The sequence below is a fragment of the Micromonospora sp. CNZ286 genome, from assembly GCF_014207755.1.
In genome coordinates this window covers 2,170,832-2,194,375 of sequence record NZ_JACHIZ010000001.1, presented here as the reverse complement: position 1 = coordinate 2,194,375, position 23,544 = coordinate 2,170,832, and the positions used below count along the sequence as shown (strand labels likewise).

General features: G+C 69.8%; 25 protein-coding genes. 10 read left to right on the top strand and 15 right to left on the bottom strand.

Features of this window, described 5'->3' with window-relative positions; all coding sequences use genetic code 11:
- Positions 1 to 4: 4 nt before the first annotated feature.
- From FHX31_RS10170 to FHX31_RS10145, 6 genes are all read right to left on the bottom strand, one after another.
- The gene (locus tag FHX31_RS10170) at positions 5 to 274 is read right to left on the bottom strand and encodes an acyl carrier protein (RefSeq protein ID WP_013287164.1); all 270 of its coding nucleotides are present in this window, start codon (positions 272 to 274) and stop codon (positions 5 to 7) included.
- Entirely contained in the window at positions 274 to 1,485 is a 1,212-nt protein-coding gene (locus FHX31_RS10165; RefSeq protein WP_184975817.1) for a ketosynthase chain-length factor, read from the bottom strand. The genes FHX31_RS10170 and FHX31_RS10165 overlap by 1 nt, the downstream gene beginning before the upstream one ends.
- On the bottom strand, positions 1,482 to 2,753 hold the full coding sequence (locus FHX31_RS10160) for a beta-ketoacyl-[acyl-carrier-protein] synthase family protein (RefSeq protein WP_184975814.1): 1,272 nt from the start codon (positions 2,751 to 2,753) through the stop codon (positions 1,482 to 1,484). The genes FHX31_RS10165 and FHX31_RS10160 overlap by 4 nt, the downstream gene beginning before the upstream one ends.
- Before the next feature lie 110 nt (positions 2,754 to 2,863).
- Positions 2,864 to 4,126: an activator-dependent family glycosyltransferase gene (locus FHX31_RS10155; RefSeq protein ID WP_184975811.1), complete on the bottom strand. Its 1,263-nt coding sequence runs from the start codon at positions 4,124 to 4,126 to the stop codon at positions 2,864 to 2,866.
- Positions 4,127 to 4,180: 54 nt separating this feature from the next.
- Positions 4,181 to 4,921, bottom strand: a complete 741-nt coding sequence (locus FHX31_RS10150) for an SDR family NAD(P)-dependent oxidoreductase (protein WP_013476207.1) — start codon at positions 4,919 to 4,921, stop codon at positions 4,181 to 4,183.
- 67 nt (positions 4,922 to 4,988) lie between these two features.
- Entirely contained in the window at positions 4,989 to 5,429 is a 441-nt protein-coding gene (locus FHX31_RS10145; protein WP_013287169.1) for a nuclear transport factor 2 family protein, read from the bottom strand.
- A gap of 153 nt (positions 5,430 to 5,582) precedes the next feature.
- On the opposite strand from FHX31_RS10145, the gene FHX31_RS10140 reads away from it, so the two are divergent.
- A complete protein-coding gene (locus FHX31_RS10140) occupies positions 5,583 to 6,362 on the top strand; it encodes a cyclase family protein (RefSeq protein ID WP_151012622.1) in 780 nt (259 codons plus the stop codon).
- 16 nt (positions 6,363 to 6,378) lie between these two features.
- Positions 6,379 to 7,251, top strand: coding sequence for a glucose-1-phosphate thymidylyltransferase RfbA (gene rfbA / locus FHX31_RS10135; protein ID WP_013287171.1), 873 nt, complete (start codon positions 6,379 to 6,381; stop codon positions 7,249 to 7,251).
- Positions 7,252 to 7,309: 58 nt separating this feature from the next.
- Here rfbA and rfbB read toward each other — a convergent pair whose 3' ends face one another.
- Entirely contained in the window at positions 7,310 to 8,299 is a 990-nt protein-coding gene (gene rfbB / locus FHX31_RS10130) for a dTDP-glucose 4,6-dehydratase (protein ID WP_013287172.1), read from the bottom strand.
- Between the two features lie 142 nt (positions 8,300 to 8,441).
- Here rfbB and metK point away from each other — a divergent pair, with 142 nt between their 5' ends.
- Both metK and FHX31_RS10120 read left to right on the top strand, forming a co-directional pair.
- Positions 8,442 to 9,632: a methionine adenosyltransferase gene (gene metK / locus FHX31_RS10125; RefSeq protein ID WP_071094286.1), complete on the top strand. Its 1,191-nt coding sequence runs from the start codon at positions 8,442 to 8,444 to the stop codon at positions 9,630 to 9,632.
- Positions 9,633 to 9,681: 49 nt separating this feature from the next.
- Positions 9,682 to 10,338 (top strand): response regulator, encoded by a 657-nt coding sequence (locus FHX31_RS10120; protein WP_184975808.1) that lies wholly within the window; start codon positions 9,682 to 9,684, stop codon positions 10,336 to 10,338.
- Positions 10,339 to 10,457: 119 nt separating this feature from the next.
- Here the strand turns inward: FHX31_RS10120 and FHX31_RS10115 are convergent, their stop codons facing one another.
- The 6 genes from FHX31_RS10115 to FHX31_RS10090 form a co-directional block, all read right to left on the bottom strand.
- Positions 10,458 to 11,021, bottom strand: coding sequence for a dihydrofolate reductase family protein (locus tag FHX31_RS10115; RefSeq protein WP_184975805.1), 564 nt, complete (start codon positions 11,019 to 11,021; stop codon positions 10,458 to 10,460).
- A complete protein-coding gene (locus FHX31_RS10110; protein WP_176739814.1) occupies positions 11,009 to 11,347 on the bottom strand; it encodes a helix-turn-helix domain-containing protein in 339 nt (112 codons plus the stop codon). Before FHX31_RS10110 ends, FHX31_RS10115 begins: the two co-directional genes overlap by 13 nt.
- 209 nt (positions 11,348 to 11,556) lie before the next feature.
- A complete protein-coding gene (locus tag FHX31_RS10105) occupies positions 11,557 to 12,507 on the bottom strand; it encodes a hypothetical protein (protein ID WP_176739813.1) in 951 nt (316 codons plus the stop codon).
- Positions 12,508 to 12,658: 151 nt separating this feature from the next.
- Complete coding sequence (locus tag FHX31_RS32420) at positions 12,659 to 13,141, bottom strand: HAD domain-containing protein (RefSeq protein WP_221488635.1); 483 nt, start codon at positions 13,139 to 13,141, stop codon at positions 12,659 to 12,661.
- A gap of 508 nt (positions 13,142 to 13,649) precedes the next feature.
- Positions 13,650 to 15,023: a DUF4303 domain-containing protein gene (locus FHX31_RS10095; protein ID WP_091331590.1), complete on the bottom strand. Its 1,374-nt coding sequence runs from the start codon at positions 15,021 to 15,023 to the stop codon at positions 13,650 to 13,652.
- 363 nt (positions 15,024 to 15,386) lie between these two features.
- Positions 15,387 to 16,697: a DUF808 domain-containing protein gene (locus tag FHX31_RS10090; protein WP_236619263.1), complete on the bottom strand. Its 1,311-nt coding sequence runs from the start codon at positions 16,695 to 16,697 to the stop codon at positions 15,387 to 15,389.
- Between FHX31_RS10090 and FHX31_RS10085 the strand changes: the two genes are divergently transcribed.
- Together FHX31_RS10085 and FHX31_RS10080 are read left to right on the top strand one after the other, a co-directional pair.
- Positions 16,663 to 17,109 carry a hypothetical protein gene (locus FHX31_RS10085; protein ID WP_049800118.1) on the top strand — a complete coding sequence of 149 codons (447 nt, stop codon included), beginning with the start codon at positions 16,663 to 16,665 and terminating at the stop codon, positions 17,107 to 17,109. The genes FHX31_RS10090 and FHX31_RS10085 overlap by 35 nt on opposite strands.
- A gap of 133 nt (positions 17,110 to 17,242) precedes the next feature.
- Entirely contained in the window at positions 17,243 to 17,566 is a 324-nt protein-coding gene (locus tag FHX31_RS10080) for a pentapeptide repeat-containing protein (RefSeq protein WP_049794834.1), read from the top strand.
- Between the two features lie 150 nt (positions 17,567 to 17,716).
- Here the strand turns inward: FHX31_RS10080 and FHX31_RS10075 are convergent.
- Both FHX31_RS10075 and FHX31_RS10070 read right to left on the bottom strand, forming a co-directional pair.
- Positions 17,717 to 18,593, bottom strand: a protein-coding gene (locus FHX31_RS10075) for an IS5 family transposase (protein ID WP_402881259.1) whose coding sequence is annotated in 2 segments (ribosomal slippage) — positions 17,717 to 18,284 and positions 18,283 to 18,593 — 879 coding nt in all. Because the reading frame shifts where the segments join, the coding sequence is not laid out codon by codon here.
- Positions 18,594 to 18,767: 174 nt separating this feature from the next.
- Positions 18,768 to 19,070: a nucleotidyltransferase family protein gene (locus tag FHX31_RS10070; RefSeq protein ID WP_082171356.1), complete on the bottom strand. Its 303-nt coding sequence runs from the start codon at positions 19,068 to 19,070 to the stop codon at positions 18,768 to 18,770.
- 206 nt (positions 19,071 to 19,276) lie between these two features.
- Here FHX31_RS10070 and FHX31_RS10065 point away from each other — a divergent pair, with 206 nt between their 5' ends.
- The 4 genes from FHX31_RS10065 (at position 19,277) to FHX31_RS10050 (ending at position 23,534) form a co-directional block, all read left to right on the top strand.
- Positions 19,277 to 20,287, top strand: a complete 1,011-nt coding sequence (locus FHX31_RS10065; protein WP_030274996.1) for a mechanosensitive ion channel family protein — start codon at positions 19,277 to 19,279, stop codon at positions 20,285 to 20,287.
- A gap of 93 nt (positions 20,288 to 20,380) precedes the next feature.
- A complete protein-coding gene (locus FHX31_RS10060) occupies positions 20,381 to 21,751 on the top strand; it encodes a cytochrome ubiquinol oxidase subunit I (protein WP_091331579.1) in 1,371 nt (456 codons plus the stop codon).
- A complete protein-coding gene (locus FHX31_RS10055; RefSeq protein WP_030275000.1) occupies positions 21,748 to 22,767 on the top strand; it encodes a cytochrome d ubiquinol oxidase subunit II in 1,020 nt (339 codons plus the stop codon). Before FHX31_RS10060 ends, FHX31_RS10055 begins: the two co-directional genes overlap by 4 nt.
- Positions 22,764 to 23,534, top strand: a complete 771-nt coding sequence (locus FHX31_RS10050) for a hypothetical protein (protein WP_047892987.1) — start codon at positions 22,764 to 22,766, stop codon at positions 23,532 to 23,534. The genes FHX31_RS10055 and FHX31_RS10050 overlap by 4 nt, the downstream gene beginning before the upstream one ends.
- Positions 23,535 to 23,544 lie beyond the last annotated feature (10 nt).

The following is a 23,544-nucleotide window of genomic DNA, read 5'->3' as shown; positions in this document are numbered from 1 at the left end:
CCGGTCACCGGACCTGGGCGAGGCGGTCATTGACCAGGTCGCCTAGCTGATTCAGCGTCCGCACCTCGGCCACCTCCTCCTCGGGCAGCGAGATACCGAACCGCCGTTCGACGGCGCTCGACGCTTCGAGCAACGCGAGGGAGTCGTAGCCCAGGTCGGCCAGCGGGACCTCGCCGAGGTCTTCGGCGGCCGCGTCGACGGGCTCCGCTTCGCCGGCGCAGGTGGCCAGGATGGTCAGCAGATCGGGAACGCTCAATCGGACGGATTGACTCATCAGCTTTCCTTTCGTGGGGCACGTACAACCAGTGCGCTGTTGAAGCCCTGCCGGCCGCGGGCCAGCACCAGGGCAACCGACGCCGTCAGCTGCCGGGGGGCCTCGACCAGGTCGAGGGCGTAGTCCGCGACGACGTTCACGGTCGGCGGGATGACCTTGTCGCGCAGCGCGAGCAGCGCGGTCGCCACGTCGAGCGGGCCGGCGCCGGAGTACAGGCGACCGGTCATCGTCTTGGGCGCGGTGACCGGGACGCCACGCGGGCCGAAGAGGTCGACGATCACCTCGGCCTCCGCCCGGTCGGCGTCCGCGTCGCCGGCTGCGTCGGCGAAGACCACGCCGACCTCGTCCGGGCCGACCCCGGCGTCGGCGAGGGCCGCCCGCACGGCACGCCCGAGGTTGCCCGGACGACCCGAGCCCGGTGAGGGATCGAACGTGGCGGCGTACCCGGCGATCTCGCCGTAGACGTGGGCACCACGCTCGCGGGCACAGTCGCCGTCCTCGACGGTGAGGATGGCGCCGCCCTCGCCGGGCACGTGGCCGTTCGCCCTGCGGTCGAAGGGAAGGTAGGCATGGTGCGGGTCGTCGGCGGTGGACAGCATGCCGCTGGAGATCAGCGCGGCCAGCCCGTACGGGGACAGCGCGGAGTCCATCCCGCCGGTGAGCACGAGCGGCGCGCCCTTTCGGACGGAGCGGCGGGCGTGCGCGATGGCGTCGAGACCACCGGCCTGGTCGGCGACGAGTACACCGATCGGGCCGCGCATGTCGTGCCGGATCGAGATCTGGCCGGAGTTGACGGCGTAGAACCAGGCAAACGACTGGTAGACGCTGACGTGGCTCGGTCCGTCGGCGCACAGGTGCTCGAGCTCCTTCTGTCCGAACGCGAATCCGCCCGACGCGCTCGCGGTCGACACGCCGAGGTCGGTCGCGGCCAGCGCCGACCGGTCGATGCCGGCGTCGGCGACCGCCCAGTCCGCGGCGGCCAGCGCGAACCTGGTCATGCGATCGGTCTGCGGCAGCAGCCGGCTGGGCAGGTGGTTCCCGGCGTCGAAGCCGGTGACCACGCCGCCGAGGCGGCTCGGGTAGTCCTCGACGTCGAACAGGTCGATTCTCCCGATCGCGCTGCGGCCCCGCAGGGTCGCCGCCCAGTAGTCCCCGGCACCGACGCCGTTGGGCGCGACGACGCCGAGCCCTGTCACCACGGCGGTGCTCATGCTGCCACCGCCTCGGGCGCGGAGAGCACCATCGCGCTTTGGAATCCGCCGAAGCCGCTGCCCACGGTCAGCACTGTGGAGAGCTTGCGCTGCCTGGCCTCGCGTGGCACGTAGTCCAGGTCCAGCTCCGCGTCGGGGTGGTGGAGGTTGGCCGTCGGTGGCACGACGTCGAACTCGATCGCCATCGCGCTGGCGGCGACCTCGATCGCTCCGACGGCGCCGAGCGAGTGTCCGATGACCGGCTTGATGGAGCTGATCGGCACGTCGTAGGCGTGCATGCCGAGGCCCCGCTTGAGCGCCTGGGTCTCGTGGCGGTCGTTCTGTCTGGTCGCGGTGCCGTGCGCATTGACGTAGTCGACGGCGGTGGCCGGGATGCGGGCGGTGTCGAGGGCGGCGCGGATCGCCGCGGCCATCTCCTGCCCGTCGGGCCGCAGGCCGGTCATGTGGAAGGCGTTGCCACGGGAGGCGTACCCGCGGATCTCGGCGTAGATGTGCGCGTCGCGGCGGCGCGCGCTCTGCAGTTCCTCCAAGACCAGGACCGCCGAGCCCTCGCCGAGCACGAACCCGTTACGCGTACGGTCGAACGGCCGCGCGGCGGTGCCTGGATCGTCGTTGGTGTAGGACGTGGCCTTGATGGCGTCGAAGCAGGCAACCGTGATCGGCGCGATCGGCGCGTCGGTGGCGCCGGCGATCATCATATCGACCGATCCGTCGCGGATGAGGTCCCAGGCGTGTCCCACCGCGTCGATGCCGGAGGTGCACCCGGCCGACACGACGGCGTTGGGTCCTTCCGCGCCGGCGGCCCAGGCCACCTCGGCCGCCATCGAGCTGGGCACGAAGTAGTCGTACAGGTCGGGGCCGGCGAGCCGGTGGTCGACGAGCCAGTCGCGCCCTTCGTGGCTGACCGCGCGGTAGCGCTCCTCCAACCGCAGCGTGGCGCCAACGGCGGTACCGAGACTCACCCCGACCCGGTGCGCGTCGTCGCGGTCGACGACGAGGCCGCTGTCGCTCATCGCCTCCCGCGTGGCGGTGAGCGCGAACAGGGCGGCCCGGTCCAAGCGCCCGATGTCGTGCTCGCTGAAGCCGTACTGGAACGGATCGAAGTCACACTCGGCAGCGATCCGCGACCGGAAGCCGGTGGAGTCGAAGGCGGTGATCAGGCGGGTCATCGGGGTGCCCGCCACGATGCGTTCCCAGAAGGCCTTCGCTCCCAACCCGCCGGGCGCGACGACGCCGATCCCGGTGATGACGACCCGACGTTGACTCACGCAGACTCCCCCGCTCTTGCGGACCTGCTCATTGGTGCCGGTCTCCTACGATCGACGATGGAGTCGCGGGCTCGAGCCGAGGTCGAGCGTGTCTGGAGCGGGTGTCTCTCTCAGCCCGCTGCCGTTGGCCGGTTCGCTGCCGTGAGTCGTTCGAGGAGAGCTACGACCTCGCTCGGCGCGGGCATGGCGAGCGCCTCCGATCGCAGGCGTCGGGCCGCCGCCGCGATCCCCCGATCGTGAAGCGCCCGGCCGACCAGGTCCCGCAGGCCGGTCAGGTCGTTGGCGTACAGGCCGGCACCGGACCCGGCGAGACGGCGTGCCTTCAGACCGGTGTCCCACAGCATGTCCGGCACGACGACCTGCGGAACGCCGTGCACCAGCGCGGTCTGGAAGGATCCCGCCCCACCGTGCGACACGACCGCCGAGCACAGCGGCAGCAACACGTCCAGCGGCACGAAGTCCACGACCCGCACCCCGTCGGCCTCGACGTCGTCGAGGGTGGCGATCACCTCGACGCCGAGGTCCGCGACACCCTGGAGGATCCGGCCGACGGAGAGCCGATCGGTGCCCCACACCTCGCGATGCGCCATGCCCAGCGTGATGCACACGCGTGCGGTGCCGGCCTCCAGTTCGCTGATCCAGTCCGGCACGACGGAGGCCCCGTTGTAGGGCACGTACCGCACACCGACGCGCGGCAGTCCGGTATCCAGCGCGAGCGAGGACGGAACCGGGTCGAGGGTCCACTGACCGACCACAAGGTCCTCGGTGAACCCGGATCCGAACCGGCCGAGCCACTCGGCGAGAGGGTCCTCGCGCAGGATCGCGGGACGGGCCGCGAGAGCCGCGAGGTAGTGCCGGCGCAGGTTGCCGAGGACGTCGAGGCCGAACAGGAAGCGGGCGTGCGCGGCACCGCACGACTTCGCGGCGATCGCGCCGCCGAAGTACATCGGGTCCCAGATCACCAGGTCGGGGTGCCAGTGCGCGGTGAAGGCGACGAGTTCGTCGAGCGCCCGGCGCGGCATGGTGTTCTGCAGGACGACGTTCGTCCAGGCGGTCAGGGTGCCGTGGAGATAGTCGTAGGTCAGCGACTCGGTGCGGGTTTCGCTGATGTCGAAGGTGTCGAGCCACGACCCGGCCTCGCCGTCGGCGGGCGGGCGTTCCTCCTCGCGGGCCTCCGCGTCGCGAACGTGCTGCGCGACGTCGAGCATGTCGCCAACCGGCACGGCGGTCAGCCCTGCACCGAGGATGTCCTCGGTCGCGTCGGGTTGGGTCGCCATGCAGACCTCGTGCCCTGCGGCACGCAGCGCCCAGGCGAGCGGCACCTGATTGTTGACGTGGGAACTGGACGGAAACGGCGTGAACAGCACTCGCATGCGCGCACCATGCGGCCGCACGCTCGACGTGACGCTGAGCGACGCTGGAGCCGGTCAGGCCTCCAGGGGCTCCCGGATCGGCGGATCGGAGAGTCCCGCGATCTCCAGGATCCGGGCCGCCGACTTCCTGGTGCTGGCGACCGGTCCCAGCGGCGGGGCCTCGGCTGCCAGGCGGCGCCGCGTCCGGTCGTACACGTCCAGGCGCGGCGTCGACTTCATGGCGTTGCCGAGAGTCGTCGCGTGCGGGCCGGGTTCCAGCATCGTGACCCGGACCCCGAAGTCGCGGCTCTCGTCGGCCAGGGCCTCGCTGAGGGCCTTCAGGGCGGCCTTGCCGGCACCGTAGAGACCGTAGCCGCCCCGCCCTTCACCGGCTCCCTTCGATGTCACCTGGAACAGGTGACCGGCGCCACGGGCGCGCAGCCGCGGCAGCACCGCCTGCGACACCCACAGCGCGCCGAGGAAATTCACGGCAAGGTGATCATGCACCTGCTCCTCGGTGTACTCCTCGACCATTCCGGCGAGCAGCTCGCCGGCGTTGTTGAACACGACATCGAGGCCGCCGAGCTGGGCGACCGCGCGATCCACCGCGCCGAACACCGCCGCTCGGTCGGACACGTCGGTCGGCAGGGCGAGCAGCCGGCCCGGATACTTCCGGTCGAGCGCGGCCAAGGAGGTCACGTCGCGAGCCAGGCCGGCCACCCGGTCACCGGCTTCGAGGGCCTCCTCGGTCACCGCCCGGCCCAACCCGCGCGATGCGCCCGTGACGAGCCAGACGCGTTCCTCGTGTCGTGTCACATGACGACCCTGTCACACGCGGCCGGTGCCGCGCTCGCACCGCGCTCGACGACGACGGCCACGGCGCTCAGGGGAGGTCGTCGCGGGTGACCCGACGGTGCCGCACCAGCAACTCGTCGCCCGCGGCAACGAGTTCGTCCTCGCACACGCACATGATGTCCAACCGCGGCTTACCGCCCTGCGGCGTCACCACGACCTGCGTGTAGCTGCGCACGAAGAGCACACCGTCGGCGCGCGGCTCAACCGCCGCCATCGTCAGCAGGTGCCTGACCTGTTCACCCTTGTCCGCGAGCGCCGCGGCGGCGCTGCGCACGCCCGCCTCCAGCGCTTGGCGACCACGGATCGGCTCGGGCGCCGACGGCGGGACGAACACGCCGTCCGGAGTGAACATGGCGGCCCACTCGGCCGCCTCGCCGGCATCGAGCAGGTGCATGTGCCGGGCGTAGAAGTCCTGGACCCGGGCGTACGTGTGGGTCGCACCCGCGGTCTGATCGGTGTCCAGCGGCATGGAGTCCTCCATCGGCTTTCTCGGCTTCCGCTCGACGGTGCCCGGTACACATCGAACTTCCCTGGTTCCGGCCGCAAGCGACGCTCGACCGCCGTTCCGGCCGCCGCGCGCAGCATCGAGGCCATCCGACTGACGCGACCGCGGAGGTGCTGTGTGCGGCTGATCGACCTATCCTCAGCGATCGACGCATCGTCTGCCGAGCCCGACCCGGTGGTGCACAAAGTGCTCACCCCGCGCGAGGGCGCCGAACACATGTGCGCCGAGATGCGCAAGCACTTCGGTGTCGACTTCGACCCGCACGAGCTGCCCGACGGCGAGTTCCTGTCCCTCGACCGCCTCTCGCTGACCAGTCACACCGGCACACACGTCGATGCGCCGTCGCACTACGGTTCCCGTACCACGTACGGCGACGGGACGCCGAGGCACATCGACAGCATGCCGCTGGACTGGTTCTTCCGGCCCGGCATGGTCCTCGACCTCACCGACGCCGGGACGGGCGTGATCGACGTGGCCCGCATCGAGAAGGAGTTCGCGCGCATCGGCCGGCGTCCCGACCCGATGGACATCGTGCTGCTGCACACCGGTGCCGACGCCCGGGCGGGTACCCCGGAATACTTCACCCGGTTCGCGGGCCTCGACGGGCCCGCCACCCGGCTGCTGCTCGACCTGGGGGTGCGCGTCATCGGCACCGACGCGTTCAGCCTGGACGCGCCGTTCGGCGACATCATCGACCGCTACCGCAGGACCGGTGACCGGTCGGTGCTGTGGCCGGCGCACATGGTCGGGCGCGAGCGCGAGTACTGCCAGATCGAGCGCCTGGCCAACCTGGGCGAGCTACCCGCGCCGTACGGCTTCCGGGTCGCGTGCTTCCCCATCCGCATCGCCGGCGCCGGTGCCGGCTGGACGCGCGCCGTCGCGTTGATCGACGACTGAGGACCGAGGTGGACCAGTGAAGGGCATCATCCTTGCCGGCGGCTCCGGAACCCGGCTGCGACCGCTGACGCTGGCCGTGTCGAAGCAGTTGCTGCCGGTCGGTGACAAGCCGATGATCTACTACCCGCTGTCGGTGCTCATGCTCGCAGGCATCACCGAGATCCTGCTCATCTCGACCCCCGCCGACCTCGTGCAGTTCCGGCGGCTGCTGGGTGACGGCGCGCATCTCGGGCTCCGGTTGAGCTACGCCGAGCAGCCGCACCCGGGCGGCATCGCCGAGGCGTTCCTGATCGGCGCCGACCACATCGGTGACGACGAGGTCGCCCTCGTGTTGGGCGACAACATCTTCCACGGGCTGCGCTTCTCCGACCTGTTGCTGGAGACTGCGCGCGAGGTGGACGGCTGCGTCCTCTTCGGCTACCCGGTACACGATCCGGAGCGCTACGGCGTGGCCGAGACCGACGGGGACGGCCGACTCGTGTCCATCGCGGAGAAGCCGGCGAAGCCACGTTCCAACCGGGCCGTCACCGGGCTCTACTTCTACGACAACGACGTCGTCAACATTGCCAAGAACATCGGACCGTCGCCGCGCGGCGAGTTGGAGATCTCGGGCGTCAACCAGGTCTACCTCGAACGCGGGCGGGCCCGGCTGGTCGACCTCGGCCGGGGCTTCGCCTGGCTGGACACCGGTACGCCGGAGTCGCTGCTCCAGGCGAGCCTCTACGTCGGCACGCTGGAGGCCCGGCAGGGCGTGCGGATCGCCTGCATCGAGGAGGTGGCGCTGCGGATGGGGTTGATCGACGCCGCCGCCTGTCACCGGCTGGGCGAGGCGATGGCTGGTTCGAGCTACGGCCGTTACGTGATGGACATCGCGGGTGAGCTGGCCTGAGCACGCCTGAGCCGGCCCGTTCCCGGGCCGGCTCCGTCAGGCGTCAGGACGGAGCCGGTCAGCGACCCAGTCGTCGGTAGCGCTCCTCCGTCGCGTCCTTCTGCGGCTTCCACCACCACCCGTTGCGGCGGTACCAGTCGATCGTGCCGGCCAGGCCGGCGGAGAGATCGGCGTACCGGGGCTTCCAGCCCAGCTCGGTCCGCAGCTTGTCGCTGTCGTTGGCATAGCGCGCGTCGTGCCCGGGGCGGTCCGTGACCAAGTCGAAGTCGTCCGCGGGCCGGCCCATCAACTCGAGGATCAGGCGCACGATCTGTCGGTTGTCGCATTCCTGCCCGGAGCCGACGAGGTAGGTCTCACCCATCCGGCCGGACCGCAGGATCGCGTCTATCGCCGTGTTGTGGTCGTCGACGTGGGTCCATTCCCGGACGTTGTCGCCCCGCCCGTAGACCTTCGGCCGGTCACCGGCGAGGACGTTGGTGATCTGCCGGGGGATGAACTTCTCGACGTGCTGGTAGGGACCGTAGTTGTTCGCGCAGTTCGAGATGGTGGCTCGCACCCCGTAGGAGCGCACCCAGGCGCGCACGAGCATGTCGGAGCCGGCCTTCGTGGCCGCGTAGGGGCTGGAGGGGTCGTAGCGGCTCAACTCGGTGAACCGCTCGTCGGAGTCCAGCGGGAGATCACCGAAGACCTCGTCGGTGGAGATGTGGTGTAGCCGCCGATCGTAGCGGCGTACCGCCTCGAGCAGGTTGAACGTGCCAACCAGATTCGTCTGCACGAACGGCGCCGGATCCAGCAGCGAGTTGTCGACGTGGGATTCGGCCGCGAAGTGCACGACGGTGTCGCTGGCCGCGACCAGCCGATCCAGCACTTCGGCGTCACGGACGTCGCCGTGCACGAACTCGATGTGATCGAGGATCGGCCGGAGGGAGCTGCGGTTCCCTGCGTAGGTGAGCGCGTCCAGCAAGATGATCCGGTATCCGGGATGACATCGGCGGACGTGGTGCGCGAAGTTCGCGCCGATGAAGCCCGCTCCGCCGGTGATCAGCATGGTCGTCATACGGGCACGCTAACGATCCCGGCCGCGACATCACTGGAACGCCGATGGACGCATCGTCCGCCCGCTCTTGAGCCTTCCTTGAGCCGGTGCCGCCAGGCTTCGGCGACCGAGTCCGCCACCCCCGAGGAGCACCGTGACACGTCGCCTCTTCACCTCCGAGTCGGTGACCGAAGGCCACCCGGACAAGATCGCCGACCAGATCAGCGACGCCGTCCTCGACGCCCTGCTCGCGCAGGATCCCCAAAGCCGCGTGGCGGTGGAGACGCTGATCACGACAGGTCAGGTCCACGTCGCCGGTGAGGTGACCACGCGGGCCTACGCGGACATCCCCCAGATCGTCCGGGACACCATCCTGAACATCGGGTACGACTCGTCGCGGAAGGGCTTCGACGGGCTGTCCTGCGGCGTGAACCTCTCCATCGGCGCGCAGTCGCCCGACATCGCACGTGGCGTGGACCGGGCGATCGAGCGGGTGGCCGGCGGCTCGGTGCACGCCCTCGACACCCAGGGCGCCGGCGACCAGGGGATGATGTTCGGCTACGCCTGCTCGGAGACACCCGAGTTGATGCCGCTGCCGATCGCGCTGGCGCACCGGCTGGCCCGCCGGCTCGCCGCCGCGCGCAAGGATCGGACGATCCCCTACCTGCGGCCCGACGGCAAGACCCAGGTCACCATCGAGTACGACGGCTCGCGCCCGGCCCGCCTGCACACGGTGGTGGTGTCGTCCCAGCACGCCGCGGACATCTCACTCGATTCACTGCTGGCCCCGGACGTGCGTGAACACGTGATCGAGCCGGAGCTGACCGGCCTGGGCGTGGACGTCGAGGACTACCGGCTGCTGGTGAACCCGACGGGTAGATTCGAGATCGGCGGGCCGATGGGCGACGCAGGCCTGACCGGCCGCAAGATCATCGTCGACACCTACGGCGGATACGCTCGCCACGGCGGTGGCGCGTTCTCCGGCAAGGACCCCTCCAAGGTGGACCGCTCGGGGGCGTACGCGATGCGCTGGGTCGCCAAGAACGTGGTGGCGGCCGGCCTGGCCGAGCGTTGCGAGACGCAGGTCGCATACGCGATCGGCAAGGCGCGCCCGGTGAGCTTCCTCGTGGACACGTTCGGTACCGAGAACGTCCCGACGCACCGGATCGAGCGCGCGATCGACGAGGTGTTCGACCTGCGGCCGGCCGCGATCATCCGCGACCTGCGCCTGCTCCGCCCGATCTACCGGCAGACCGCCGTCTATGGCCACTTCGGCCGGGAACTGCCCGATCTGCTGTGGGAGAACACCGATCGCGCACAGGACCTCAAGGACGCCGCGGCCTGAACACAACGGCGGGAAAGCCTGCCACGCTTCCTCGGACAGCGCGCGCGTCATGACCATCCGCGTGCTGGTCGCTGACGACCAGGACATCCTCAGAGCAGGGCTCTGCATGATCCTGAACGCTCAACCGGGCATCGCCGTCGTCGGCGACGCCGCCGACGGCCGCCGGGCGATCTCCATGGCCCGTTCGCTACGTCCCGATGTGTGCCTGCTGGACATCCGCATGCCCGAGGTCGACGGGATCGAAGCCACCCGCCAACTCGCCGGAGCCGACGTCGCCGGTCCGCTGGCCGTCGTCGTCATCACCACCTTCGACCTCGACGAATACGTCTACGGCGCGCTCAAGGCAGGCGCCCGAGGCTTCCTCCTCAAGGACGCCGGCGCCGAGATGCTCACCCAGGCCATCCATGCCGCCGCCCGCGGCGACGCCCTGATCGCACCGAACATCACCGCGAAGCTCCTGTCCTCCTTCGCGAACAGCCGCCCGCGCTCGGTACCACCTGAACCTGTCGAGCCGCTGACCGCTCGCGAGGAACAGGTCCTGCTGGCTGCCGCTCGCGGGCGGACCAACAGCGAGATCGGCGATGAGCTGTCCATCAGCCTCAGCACCGTCAAGACCCACATCGCCGCCCTGATGCGCAAGCTCAACGCCCGCAACCGCGTCGAGATCGTGATGTGGGCCTTCGAGACACGCCGCGTCGGCACCTGATCGGCGCCCGCAGGCTCGACTTGCGGAAACCAACGCTGACCACTTCGGTCTCCCTGGGAGGTCTCCGGTCGGATCAGCCGTCAGCGCTCCGCCGTCATGCAAGCGCTGGCGATCGTCGTTCACTGCCCGAGAGGGCGGTAGCGGAGGTGTACGACGCCGTTTCGGAATCGGCGCTCATCGAGGAGTTCGAGGTCGACGCGCATGCCGGTCGGCAGGCCCGGCTTACCCCCGCCGACGACCACGGGCCAGACGAACAGCTGGCACTCGTCGACCAGCCCGGCCTCAAGAGCCTGCGCCGCGAGGTTTGCACCTCCAACGGTGAGATCGCTGCTGGCCGTGGCCTTCAGTTCGTGTACCGCGGCGGGGTCGAAGCGGCGTTCGAGTCGGGTGTCGGCGGTTGACACCGCGGCGAGGGTCGTGGAGTACACGACCTTTCTCGCTGCCTGCCAGGCGCTTGCGAAGTCGGCCATGAGGTCGGACTGGGCGGCCAGAGCGGCGTCGGTCTCCCAGACGGCCATCGCCTCGTACAGCCGCCGCCCGTAGAGGAACGTGCCCACGGACCGCAGGAGATCGGTGTAGAGAACGAATAGTTCGTCGTCCATCGGCAACCAGGCGAACGCGCCGCGTTCGTCCTCCATGTAGCCGTCAAGCGACACGTTATTCACGTAAATCAGCTTTGCCATGCCCCTACCTCTCGATGATCAACCGCAACAGCCTGGACACTCATCAGCGTGGCGTCCAGCGTGGTGAACGCCTGGAGCCGGGCCACCGGCTCCTCCGGCACAGCGAGCGCCCGGAGCCGGCATACAGAGCCCGGCCCGCGGTCGGCGCGCTGACCGCAGCCCAGGTGGCAAGGTCGATCGGCCACCCGCAAGTTGTCGAAGACCGCGTGCATCACCTGCGCCGTTACCAGCCCCAGCAGCGCGGCCCGGCCCGCGAAGTAGCCGTCACAGTAATCGCACATACCGAGGGCCAGGAACGCCTCGTTCGGCACCTCGGAGAAGATCACGGTGGCAATGGGCCGACGAGATCGAACATGCAGCGGACCTTGGCGCACGGGTGCATCACCCATCACCTCCTGTGACCGCGACAGCACCCTCGTAGGCTGTCCCTCACACTGACTACGAACGCCCCTGCCCGAATCCGACAGCCGCTGCCCTACCTGTCAGGCTTCCCGCGGCCGCCACCCTGCAAGCCAAGCGGGCCCGACGACCCCGCCTACCCGGCGAGGATGCACGCCGAGCCCAGGCCGTGGCCCAGCACAGGGCCAAAGCACGGCAACTGGTGCCCCGGCTGGCGTCGACCAGCACACGAGGCCACCGACCTGACCGCAGACCACCCGCGGGCAGTCGGCCGGGGCGGAGGCGAACGCGAACCCCTCGCCGTCCTCTGCGTCTGTACGGTTCCCACACTCAGGGTGACGTCGCGCTGAGTGCGAATGCGGCGCGACCGATCGTCGTACAGGCGCCAGCCGGCGGCGGTCATCGAGACGGCGAAGAACAGCGTCTTCGGGTCCGCGGTGATCTTCAGGTGGGCGAGGCCAGAGGGTGCGCCCGGGATCTCCTCCTGGCTGACCACGTTGATCGTGGCCCAAGAGTCGCCGTGGGCGATAGCGCTGCACATCTTCCACGTGAGCACGAACGGCACTCTGCCACCCGGCATGGTGTCGCCAGCTGCTTCGACGATTTCCCCGTACGTCAGCCGGCGCACGGCGGTCTTCGGATCGACACCTCTCCGCCGCGCGATTTCGCGCAGTTGCTCTGTGCGGGCCTCCGCGGGTTTGCGTCCCTCCGGCGCACCGAGCAGTTCCCTGACCGCCTCGCCGCCCTTGATGTCCAGAGCAGCGAAGCGCAACCGCCGGCGGACTCGCTCGGCCCGGTCGTCCGGCGCGAGCAGCCATACCGCCGCGCTTGCGTTCTCCAAGGCGGCTCGGGCCAGCGAGTACGGGGCGTACATGTGCATGACGTGCGCGTCTTTCAGGACGGTGCGCAGGCAGTGCAGGTGGTCGACGGCGTGCGAGAGGGCGTGCCAGGCAGCCTGGCTGAGCTGGTACGGATGCATCTCCTTGTTGTCGCGGCTCAGCGTGCTGCGCTCCTGGGGGCGTTCGTGCGGCCCGGCAGGGTCCATGCGCTTCAGCCAGGGATCGATGCGGTCGAGGTGCCGGAACATCTCGGCGGACGGTGGCCCGCTACTGCCGGGCGATGGTGCGGGCCGATTCGCCGGACGCATCGGCGGCGATCATGGGGCGGGCCACCGCGGTTACTCAGCGACACGACAACCGACTGGAGCCTGAGGTCGCTGGCACACCCTCTAGAGCGTCCTAGGACGTGGTCTCCTCGTTCATGCATGTGGAGCCGTCTTTCATCAGCCATCCTGCGATGGTGTTGTAGTCCGCATCGGTGAGGCCATGGCGTGGGTTGACACGATGCAGGAGCGCGGGAGAGCTGTGGTTCGCGGCCACCCAGGACCGGTCGGCGTCGGTGATCTCGTCGTCGACCCAGACGAACCGGCGTCCCGCGGCCCATTCGACGAGGTGGCGGGTCTTCCAGTGCAGCCGACCGTCGTCGTCATCTTCGTCCGGCCAGTCGACGATGGGCAGCTGAGGCAGGCCGAGCCGCGGCGCGAGTACCTCGTTCGCTTCGGCCATCCAGGTCGTGGCCCAGACCATGTCGCACGGCAACGCGGCCAGGCGACGGCCGTGTTCAGGGCTGAGTCCGGCCAGCAACGGGTTGGGTTCGTCGTCCATCTGCCCCGCGGCGCCGGCGAACGGCAGGAGTGTTCCGTCCACGTCCAGGAACAACAGCGGACGCGTACCGATCCCGTGTGCGGCGAGGCGGCGTACGCTCGCCTCACCGAAGTCCTCATCCGGCCAGATCTGGTCCGCGGCCCAGTCCAGCCACTGGTGCGGCGGCTCGTCGGCCTGGAAGTACGCGATCCGCGCCGCCTGGTCCATGGGGGCGGACTCCCACCAGTGCCACCAGAGCATCAGGTGCCATTCGCCGTAGCCCATGCGCCAGCCGATGCTGTACCGCTCGATCTCCGGGTGCGCTCGCCATGGCGGTAGAACCCGGCTGTGAGTGTCAAGCTGTTCGCGCACCGCGGCGTCGAGAAGTCCGCGGGTCCGTTCGTCCACTAATTAACGCTCCTTCACGGTCCGGCAGCTCAACCCGGCTCCACCCCATGGTGGGGGTCATTGCTTGTCCGACGTCCGCGAGGGCCAGGTCGCGATTCAGCAGCTCTCACGAGTTGGTCGCGGCAGCCCAGGCATGGGCGCGCCAACGGCTGCCCACCCCACGTGAGCACATACGCGGTCACGCGGGTCGCCCGTTCTGTTCCCGTAGCCAGTAGGCGGCGGTTTCGCGGACGTCTTCGTTTGGGTCGTTGAGCGCCTCGCTGATCACGTTCGCGTGCCGGTAAGACTCCTTGCGCCAGCCACGCAGGGAAAGGATCGCCAGCCGTCGCACGGTGGCGTCCGGGTCCTGGCTGACCGTCTGTCCGAGTAGCGGAAGGACCCGCCTCGCGACGGCGGCACCGAGACGCCGTTCGCCGAGCACGCACACCGCGTGCCGGCGGATGACGACGTGCGGCGAGGCCAGTCCGCGGATCGCTTCGTCGACCTCGTCGACGGTGATGTCGCAGTACCCCCGCCCTGGCTTGAGCTCCTCGGCCAGCGCCGGCACATACGCCGGCCGGCGCTCGATGACCTCCTGCAAGGGCCGGTAGTCCAACCGCCGTGCGATGACCGCCTGGTTGCGGAAGCTGGTGTACGGGGCGGCGACGGCGGTGATCACAACTTCCTGCGGAAGACGGTGGATCTGGTCGAGCACGAGATCGAGGCGGTCCAGCCGCGCCAGCGCACGGCCCGCCCACGACTGGTCCGGTCCGTCCCGCTCGGTCAGCGCCTCGTGCAGTGCCCGCAGGACGCCGTCGTCGGGTTGGCCGATGTCGGCTAGCAGCTTGGCGGCCCGCCACGCCCGGTCCTTGGCAGAGAGCAGGGGGATCAAGGCGGGAAACGCGGCCGGCCCGAGATCACGCAGCGCCACCTGGGCGTCCTCGCCGCTGATCGGGCCGTCAAACGCGTCCAGCCGGGCGACGTAGTACGCGGCGCGTTCGGCCTCCGGTAGTGCGGCGACCCGGGCCATCACGACCGCCCGCTGGTCGTACTCAGGGATGTGCCGGCTCACCTCACGTTCGGTGAGGCCGCGTTTGATCAGCGTCTCGTGGTACTCGTCGTCGAGCAGCAGCACCACGAAGTCCCGGTCGGTGACGCCGCTGGTGCGAAGTGCGACCCTGGCTCGCTTACACACGCGCACGAGCATCGACAGGTACCGGCGGAACGTCGCCTCCCACTGCCGGGTCGTCCCTCGGCAGGCCTCCGCGGTCAGCTGCCGTTCCCAATCCCGGGTCAGGTCCTCGGCGAGCCACTCGTCGTCGTAGTGGTCCCAGTCGGCGGCGTTCCACCGCACATCCGTCTGCTCCTCGGCGGGAAGCTGCGCCAACGCTTCGACACTGTTCATCGCGAGGCTGGGCAGGCTGATCTGGTCATCGGTCTCGCGGTAGATCCGGTCCAACGCCGCGGCGTAGAACCGCTCGTCAGGATGTTCGGCGATGGTCGACCGGACGGCTTGCACCAGGGCGTCTACCAGCACGCGCTCGAAGCTCGCCCAGTCCAAGCCCACCGCCACCCCGCTATCCTGCCCGACACGGCCGCTCCCCTCCCCGATGGCTGCCCCGCCAATCCCGTCCGGCCCGAGAACCGCCCAGGCCGAACCCGATGTTGGTAGCGCCCTGGCCTGGTCTTGCATCGCTCGGGATGCGGGCAGTAGGCGCGCGTGGAGTCAGTTAGTCGTTGGTCTTGGTGGCTGCGGGAACGCGGCCGAGGGCGCGGTCTTTGTGTCGGTAGGTCACGATGGCGACGACGACACCAATACCGCGCCAGATCGGCCCACTACCAGCGAAGACTCTGACTCCACCAGGTGCGGCTGGAGTACTGAGCGGTTCAGCACCAGAACGCCTGAACCCGTGGTCGAATTGCGATGATTTTGCGGTCACCCACGCGGCGCTCGGTCCACAGGAGCGTCGCGACGCTGAGCTGCACGGCTCGGCGGAGCGGGGATGATGCCGTCAGTACGAGTCGTGGCCGCCGCAGTCGCAGGCTTGGATTTGCGGCGGTGGAGCGTGAGAGTCATGACCAGCACGACCAGCGCCCCGACGATCAGCCCGAGGATCGCGCTGGCCACCGTGTTGACGAGCCAGCCGACGAGCCCGCCGAGAACACCCGTGGCGTCGTGGGCGGCGACCTCCACGTGGTGCACGGCCTCGTACAGGAAGTGCAGATTCAGCTCGTTCGTGCCCAGCAGCAGGATGTGCCCGCCCACCCACAGCATCGCCGCGGTGCCGACCACCGTCAGCACGGTGAGGACTACCGGCATCGCCCTCACCAGACCGCGGCCGAACGTGGCGACGGCGCCGGAACGTTGCGACAGGCGCAGTCCGGCGTCGTCCATCTTTACGATCAGGGCCACCACGCCGTACACCAGGACGGTTATGACGACGGCGACGACAGCCAGGATCGCCAGGCGGGACCAGAACGCCTCATCGATCACCTCGTTCAGGGTGATGACCATGATCTCCGCCGAGAGGATCAGGTCGGTCCGTACCGCCCCGGACACCAGTGTCGTCTCGTCCTGCACCTTCTCCTCGCCCGCGCCGTGGGCATCGTGATGGGCGATCTTGGCCCACACCTTCTCCGCGCCTTCGTAACAGAGGTAGGCGCCGCCGAGCATGAGGATCGGAGTGAGCAGCCAGGGCACGAACTGACTGAGCAGCAGCACCGCCGGCAGGATGATGAAGAACTTGTTGCGCAGCGACCCCAGGGCAATGCGCTTGATAATCGGCAACTCACGCTCGGCCGCCAGGCTCCGTACGTACTGCGGCGTGACGGCAGCATCGTCGACGACGACGCCCGCAGCCTTGGCGCCGGCCTTCGCGGCGGCCGCCCCGATGTCATCGATCGACGCGGCAGCGGCTCGGGCCAGCACCGCCACGTCATCCAGCAGGGCTACGAGTCCACCGGCCAAGGGAGGGGTCCTTCCAGGGTTGCGCAGAGTTCGAACTGGCCCATTCTCGCTCAGGTCCTTGCGCGCGGCACGCCGCCGCCCGGGTCTTATATCGGGCGAGAGCTCGACCCAGTACGTGGCCGTAGAAGTACCTGCGTGTACTTCTGCCTCCAGTTCGCGGGTAAGGCCGTGTTCGGCGAGCAGTTCGGCGAGGTCTCCGGCGGCGAGTTCGTTGCCGGCGTCCAGGCGTTTGCGGTGCAGGCCGATGGCCTCCTCGATGCGACCGTGTTCGGCGAGCAACTTGGCCACACTTGCGGCAGCGCCCACCGCCGCCCCGACGGCGCTCGAAGGACCCACAATCGCCGGGTGCGACGCCAAACTGGCGCGCTACCGGGCGGCGCTCGACGCCGACGCCGACCCAGGCGTCGTTGCCGGCTGGATCGCCGAGACCCAGGCAGAACGCGAACACGCCGAACGGCACCAGCACACGCCAGCCGAAGAGAAGACCAACGCCCCTGCCCGCTACAGCGAGGAGCAGATCATCGCCGTCGTCGAGGAACTCGGAGACCTCGTGGCCGCCCTACGGAACGCACAGCCGGAACACAAACTGGAGGTCTACCGCAGCCCGTTACGAGATCATCCGTTGCTTCAGGCTCCGCCGGAGGCGGATCGCAGAGAAGAGACTCTGTGGCGGCCTGAGGTCTACGACTAACGGTCAAGTTCGGGTTGGCGCCCGCGCGTCACGACGTGCGGGCGAAGTAGCGGTCCTGCGCTACGGACTGCCCCGCAAGTGAGTGGGCAGAAACCGCTGGTTCGGCGACGGGCGACCACGCTACGGTTCGCGGGTGAGCACCCCGCTCCGCGCGACGAGGCAATCGTTCGCGGGTCGCGATCTTCGGCACCGCACCCTGGATGGGCACTCGTTCAAGTTGTGTGATTTCCGTGGCGCCGACCTTCGGGGCGCGTCTCTTCGCGGTGTCAGCTTTGCCGGCTGCGATCTGCGGGGCGCCGACCTGCGTGACACCGACCTGTCCTACGCGCGGTTCGGCTACGTCAGGACGCACGATCCGGAGTACGGACGCACGGACGTCACCGGGGCACGGTGGGACGGAGCCGACCTTCGAGGCGTCACCGCCGAGCGCGTCATTGGGTGGCCGAACGATCTCTAGATTCCGGGGTTACGTCCAGTTGATGTTGGGCCACCGAGCTGTCATCGCGTTCACCCGCCTAACCGCGCTACCCCAGCTAGCTGGCCCTGTTGCTGGACGTGCGCATCGTTGGGTGGCGTTTGACGGCCTAAGGCGTGTTTCATAAGCTGGTCAGAGCCACTCGCAGATGATGGTGATGGTCAGGACGGCCTGGAAGCGTACGGCTAACTTGTCGTAGCGGGTGGCCACGCCGCGGTGGCGTTTGAGTCGGGCGATGCCGTTCTCGACGGCATGCCGCATCCGGTAGAGGTCTGGGTCGAATGTCGGCGGGCGTCCGCCGCGGCTGCCCTTGGCCTTGCGGTGGGCGTCCTGGTCCTTCTTTCGCGGGATGCACGCCTTGATCCCTCGCTTGCGTAGGTAGGTGCGGTTGCCGCGGCTGGTGTAGGCCTTGTCGGCCAGGACCAGGTCGGGGCAGGTGCGGGGCCGGCCCACGCCGAGGCGGGTCACGCGAATACGGCGCAGGACCGGGATGAACTGCGGGCTGTCTCCACGGTGCCCGGCGGTCACGGTCATCGAGAGGACCTTTTGTCCCTGCTCGCAGGCCAGGTGAGTCTTGGTGGTCAACCCACCGCGTGATCGGCCCAGCGCGTGATCGGCCGGCTCGTCGTGCACCCCGCCGGGTGGTTCCTTCTGCGCATGCCCGTCGGTACGGGCGCCCGCGGCGTGCTGGTGAGCGGCTGGTCATCGAGTCCACGCTCACCGTCCAACCGATCCGGCCGTCGGCGTCGCCGGCGGCTTGCAACGCCGACAGGATCTTGTCCCACGTGCCGTCGCGCTGCCACCGGCGGAACAGGCCGTAGACGGTGGGCCAGGGCGCGTACTCGGCCGGGACATCCCGCCACGGGGCACCGATCCGGATCCGCCACCGGATCCCGTCGATGAGCTGCCGTTTCTCCCACTTCGGCGGACGACCCGTAGCCGACGGTGCAGGCAACAGCGGAGCCAAAACAGCCCACTGCCCGTCGGTCAGGTCATGCCGCCTCGTCACCGCTACGCTGGCCACGAGGTCTCCGGTATGAAGTTCTTGCTTGGTCGCAGAAACCAGATACCGGAGACCTCTTCAGTTATCGATCACCGCCACACCGTGACCTCGACACCGCCAGCCCGACTTACGAAACACGCCTTAGCAGGTCGACTCGGGCAGCGGGCTTCGAGCGCCGGGTCACATCACGACGCGGACACCAGGCCAGCGTTCGGTGGGGCGGTGGCGGGCGAGTCGCCGCCGGGAGATCTCCGCGCTGGCCCTGGCCGGGTTGCGCCGCCACACCCCATCGAGCAGATCGTCGGGGCCGTGGGGCGCGCATACCGTGATCTGGTCATGCGCGTCGAGGCGTACGGCCACGGCGGTGGCGTACTCGGGCCAGGTGGCAATGGCATCGGCGACGGTCCGCAACGGCGCCACCGGACCTCCGCCGAACTTGGCCGGGTACCAGGTGTGCACCGCGGCCTGGTTTCTGCCTCCCACGGCGGATTCGGCTAGCGCGGATGATCACGGGCGACCTCCTCGCCACCCGAGCCCCGGGCGGCGGCGCCGCGTGCCGCGGCCGCCGGGGGACTTCGGCCGGTCGCGATGTACGCCCGGCGATCGGCCGTCTCGTGACACGCTGCCGTGGGGACGACCCGGACGGGAGCGGAAGTAATGACCATCGGTATCGCGGTGAACGGCAACTGATGGGCCGAGCGGTGATCATGCTGGCCGCGGTGGCGGCGGCCGTGCTGGTGGACGTGCTCAGCGGCGTACTCGTCAACCGGATCGCCCATGGTCGCTACAAATGGCTGCTGGCGCCGCTGCGCCAGGCCTGCCGCCGCCCGACGACCGCCGTTCTGCTACTCGCTGGCCTCTACGCCGCGCTGCCGGGAGGGCCGGGCCGGTGGCTGCGCGAGGGCCGGCACGCCATCCTGTTGCTGCTGATCGGCAGCGTCGCCTTGCTGGTGGTCAGGGCGCTGCACGTCGCCGAGATCGTGGCGTTCAGCCGGCTGCCGGCCGGGGTGATGGCCGACCGTCGGATCCGCCGCACCCGCACCCAGATCCGGCCGGTGCGACGGTTGACCTCGACGGCGGTCACGATCGTCGCGATCGGTCTGATCATGACCACCTTCGAGCCGATACGCCTGTTCGGCATCTCGGTGCTCACCTCGGCCGGTGTGATCGGCGCCGTGATCGGCCTGTCCGCCCGGACCGCGCTGGGCAACGCCTTCGCCGGCATCCAGGTCGCCTTCGCGGACGGCCTCTACATCGGTGACGTGCTCGTCATCGACGGCGAGTGGGGTCGCGTCGAGGAGGTGAAACTGACTAACGTGGTGATCCGGCTCTGGGACGACCGCCGGCTCATCCTGCCCACGACCTACTTCACCGAGCGCCCGTTCCAGAACTGGACGCGACACGAGACCCGGGTGGTCGGCAAGGTCCAGATCCACGTCGACCACACCGCCAACCTGGACGACCTGCGCGTCGAGGCGCAGCGCCTGATCGAGGCGTCGCCGCTGTGGGACCGGCATCAGTGGGTGCTTCAGATGGTCGATGCCAACCCGCAGACCGTCGTCATCCAGATCCAGGCGTCCGCCGCCGACGGGCCGAGCGCCTGGGACCTCCGCTGCGACCTGCGCGAGGCGATGGTTCGCTACCTGCGGGAGAAGCACCCGCAGTGGCTGCCCCGCACCCGCAGCGAGTACAAGCCCTGATTCCGCGCCCGGGATGCGGCATTCGCGTTGCCGACCAGCAGCCGGGCCGTTAGACCACCATAGGGCTGACACGCAACGAAGGTGGGGAACCCGATGCTGGTTGACCTGCTCGCCCAGGACGCCGCCCCGGGAGACCTCATGGCGGCGCGGGTGCAGATGGCCCTGTCCCTGGGCTGGCATATCGTGATCGCCTCGTTCGGCGTCGGCATGCCGGCGGTCACCGTCTTCGCCGAGTGGCGCGGTCTGCGCACCGGGGACCCGACCTTCACCCGGCTGGCGCACCGCTGGGCCAAGGCGATGGGCGTGCTGTTCGCGGTCGGCGCGGTGTCGGGGACCATCCTGTCGTTCGAGATGGGGCTGCTCTGGCCCGGCCTGATGGGCCGCTTCGGCGACGTGATCGGCCTGCCGTTCGCGATGGAGGGCATCGCGTTCTTCGTCGAGGCCATCTTCGTCGGGATCTACCTGTACGCCTGGGACCGGGTGCCACCCCGGGTGCACCTGCTCTCCGGACTGCCGGTCTGTGTCGCGGGCGTGGCGTCCGCGTTCTTCGTGGTGTCGGCAAACGCCTGGATGAACCAGCCCCGCGGCTTCGACCTGGTCTCCGGCGAGGTCACCGACGTCAGGCCGTGGCAGGCGATGTTCAACCCGGCGACGCCGCCGCAGACCCTGCACATGATCGTCGCGGCGTTCATGGTGACCGGCTTCGGCATCGCCAGCGTCTACGCGGTGGCCCTGCTGCGCGGCCGCCGGGACCGCTACCACCGGCTCGGCTTCGCCATCCCGTTCACCGTCGCTGCGGTGCTCTCCCCGGTGCAGGTCGTGGTCGGCGACTGGGCGGCGCACTTCGTCGCGGAGTACCAGCCCACCAAGCTCGCCGCGATGGAGGGGCTGGCCCGCACCGAGGCCGGCGCGCCGCTGTCGCTCGGCGGCGTCTACGTCGACGGGGAACTGCGGTACGCAGTCGAGGTGCCCAACGCCCTGTCGCTGCTGGCCAGGTGGGATCCGGACGCCGTGGTCATGGGCCTGGACCAGGTGCCCGACGATCAGGAGCCACCGGTGACGGTGGTCAAGTGGGCGTTCCAGCTGATGGTGGCCATCGGCTTCGGGCTGGTAGCGCTTTCCGCCTGGTGGGCGCTTGCGTGGTGGCGGCGTCGGGGTCCGCCGCGCTCGCCGTGGTTCCTGCGGGCCGCCGCCCTGTCCGGGGTCGCCGCCGCCGTCGCGGTCGAGGCCGGCTGGGTCGTCACCGAGGTCGGGCGGCAACCCTGGATCGTGTACGGCGTGCTGCGCACCGCCGAGGCGGTAAATCCGGCGCCGGGCCTGGCCACCGGCCTGGCCCTGGTCGCCGCCGTCTACGCGGTGCTCACCGTCGCCACCGTCGCGGTTCTGTGGCGGATGGCCTGCCACCGCGACGAGCCGGTCGCTCCGCAGGAGGGCGTACCCGAACCGGTGGACAGCGGCCGATGACCGTCGTCGACGTCCTGCTCGGGGTGCTGCTGGCCGGTCTGACGCTCTACACCCTGCTCGCCGGCGCGGACTTCGGCGCCGGGATCTGGGACCTCCTCGCCGGCGGGGCGCGCCGCGGCGCAGCCCGCCGGGAACTGATCGCGCACTCGATCGGCCCGGTGTGGGAGGCCAACCACGTCTGGCTGATCCTGGTGATCACCCTGTTCTGGACCACCTTTCCGCCCGCGTTCGCCGCGTTCGCCTCCACCCTTTACATCCCGCTGACCCTGGCCGCGCTGGGCATCATCGGTCGTGGCGCGGCCTTCGCCTTCCGCAAGGCCAGTCACACCCTCACCGAGCAACGCCTCTACGGCGCCACCTTCGCGCTCTCCTCGGTGGCCACCCCGTTCTTCCTCGGCTCGATCGTCGGCGCAGTCGCCTCCGGTCGCGTCCCACCCGGCATCGCCGAGGGTGACATCTGGCGCAGCTGGCTCAATCCCACCTCCATCTACGGCGGACTGCTCGCGATCGGCGTGTGCGCGTACCTCGCCGCGGTCTACCTCATCCACGACGCGCGCCGCGCCGGTGCCGCCGACCTGGTGGCCCAGTTCCGCCGCCGCGCCCTGGTCACCGGCATAGTGGTGGGCGTCGGCGCGGCGGCCGGGCTGGCCGTCGTCGCCGCCGACGCGCCGGACCTTTTCGCCGATCTTCGGGGCCGGGCGCTCGCCTTGGTGCTGCTCTCGTTCGCCGCGGGGCTCGGGTCGCTGGTGCTGATCGCCACCGGCCGCTACCGGGCGGTGCGGGTGACCGCGGCCCTCGCGGTCGCGGCCGTCCTCTGGGCCTGGGGCGCCGCCCAGTACCCAGACCTGCTGCCGCCCGACCTGACCGTCACCGAGGCGGCCGGTGATCCCACCGTGCTCGCCACGGTGCTCGCCGTCCTCGCGGTCGGAGCGCTGCTGCTGGCGCCCTCCCTGCTCTGGCTGTTCGGCATCTTCCAGCGCTCCAAGCCGGCCGCCGGCAACCCACCGCCCCGGTGACGCTCACCCGGGCGGGCGGCCTGTGGGCGGCGCTGGCGGCGGCGGTGGCGCTGGGAGCCCTGCACCTTCTCGCGCCGGCCATCCGCCGGAGACTGCCGGTGCCCACCCACGCGGCGACGTCCCTCGGTGGCGGCATCGCCGCCGCGTACGTGTTCCTCTATCTGCTGCCGCGCCTCGCGGAGGGCAACCAGGCGGTGGCCCACGTCCTGGAGGAGGAGATCAGGCCCACCCCGGCCCGCGGATTCGTGCTGTTCCTCGTCGCGCTGGTCGGCTTCTTCACGTTCTACGCCCTGGAACGTGTCACCCACCGCTCGCAGCAGCGCCGGCAAGAGCCCACCCGGCTGGTCTTCGGGTTCCAGCTCGGCTTCTTCGCCCTGTACAGCGGCCTGATCACGTACACCCTGGCGACTAAGCTGGACGCGGGGCTCGGGCCGGCGGTGCTGTTCGCCGTCGCCATGGGGCTGCACGTGCTGGCCACCGACGGCGTCCTGGCCGAGCACTTCCCGGTCAGCCTCACCACCGGGTGGCGCCTCGTCCTGGTCGCCGGCGCCGCCGGCGGCTGGGTGACCGCGGTCGCCGTCCAGCCCACCGGCGTGCTGATGAACGTGCTCACCGCCTTCCTGGGTGGCGGGATCCTGCTCAACATTTTCGTCGACGAACTGGCCCCCGAAAGGCACTCCAGCTTCACCTGGTTCACCATCGGCCTGGCCGCCTACTCCGGCCTGCTCGCCTTCGCGACCTTCACCACCGACGTCGGCGCTGCCTGAGGACGATCAC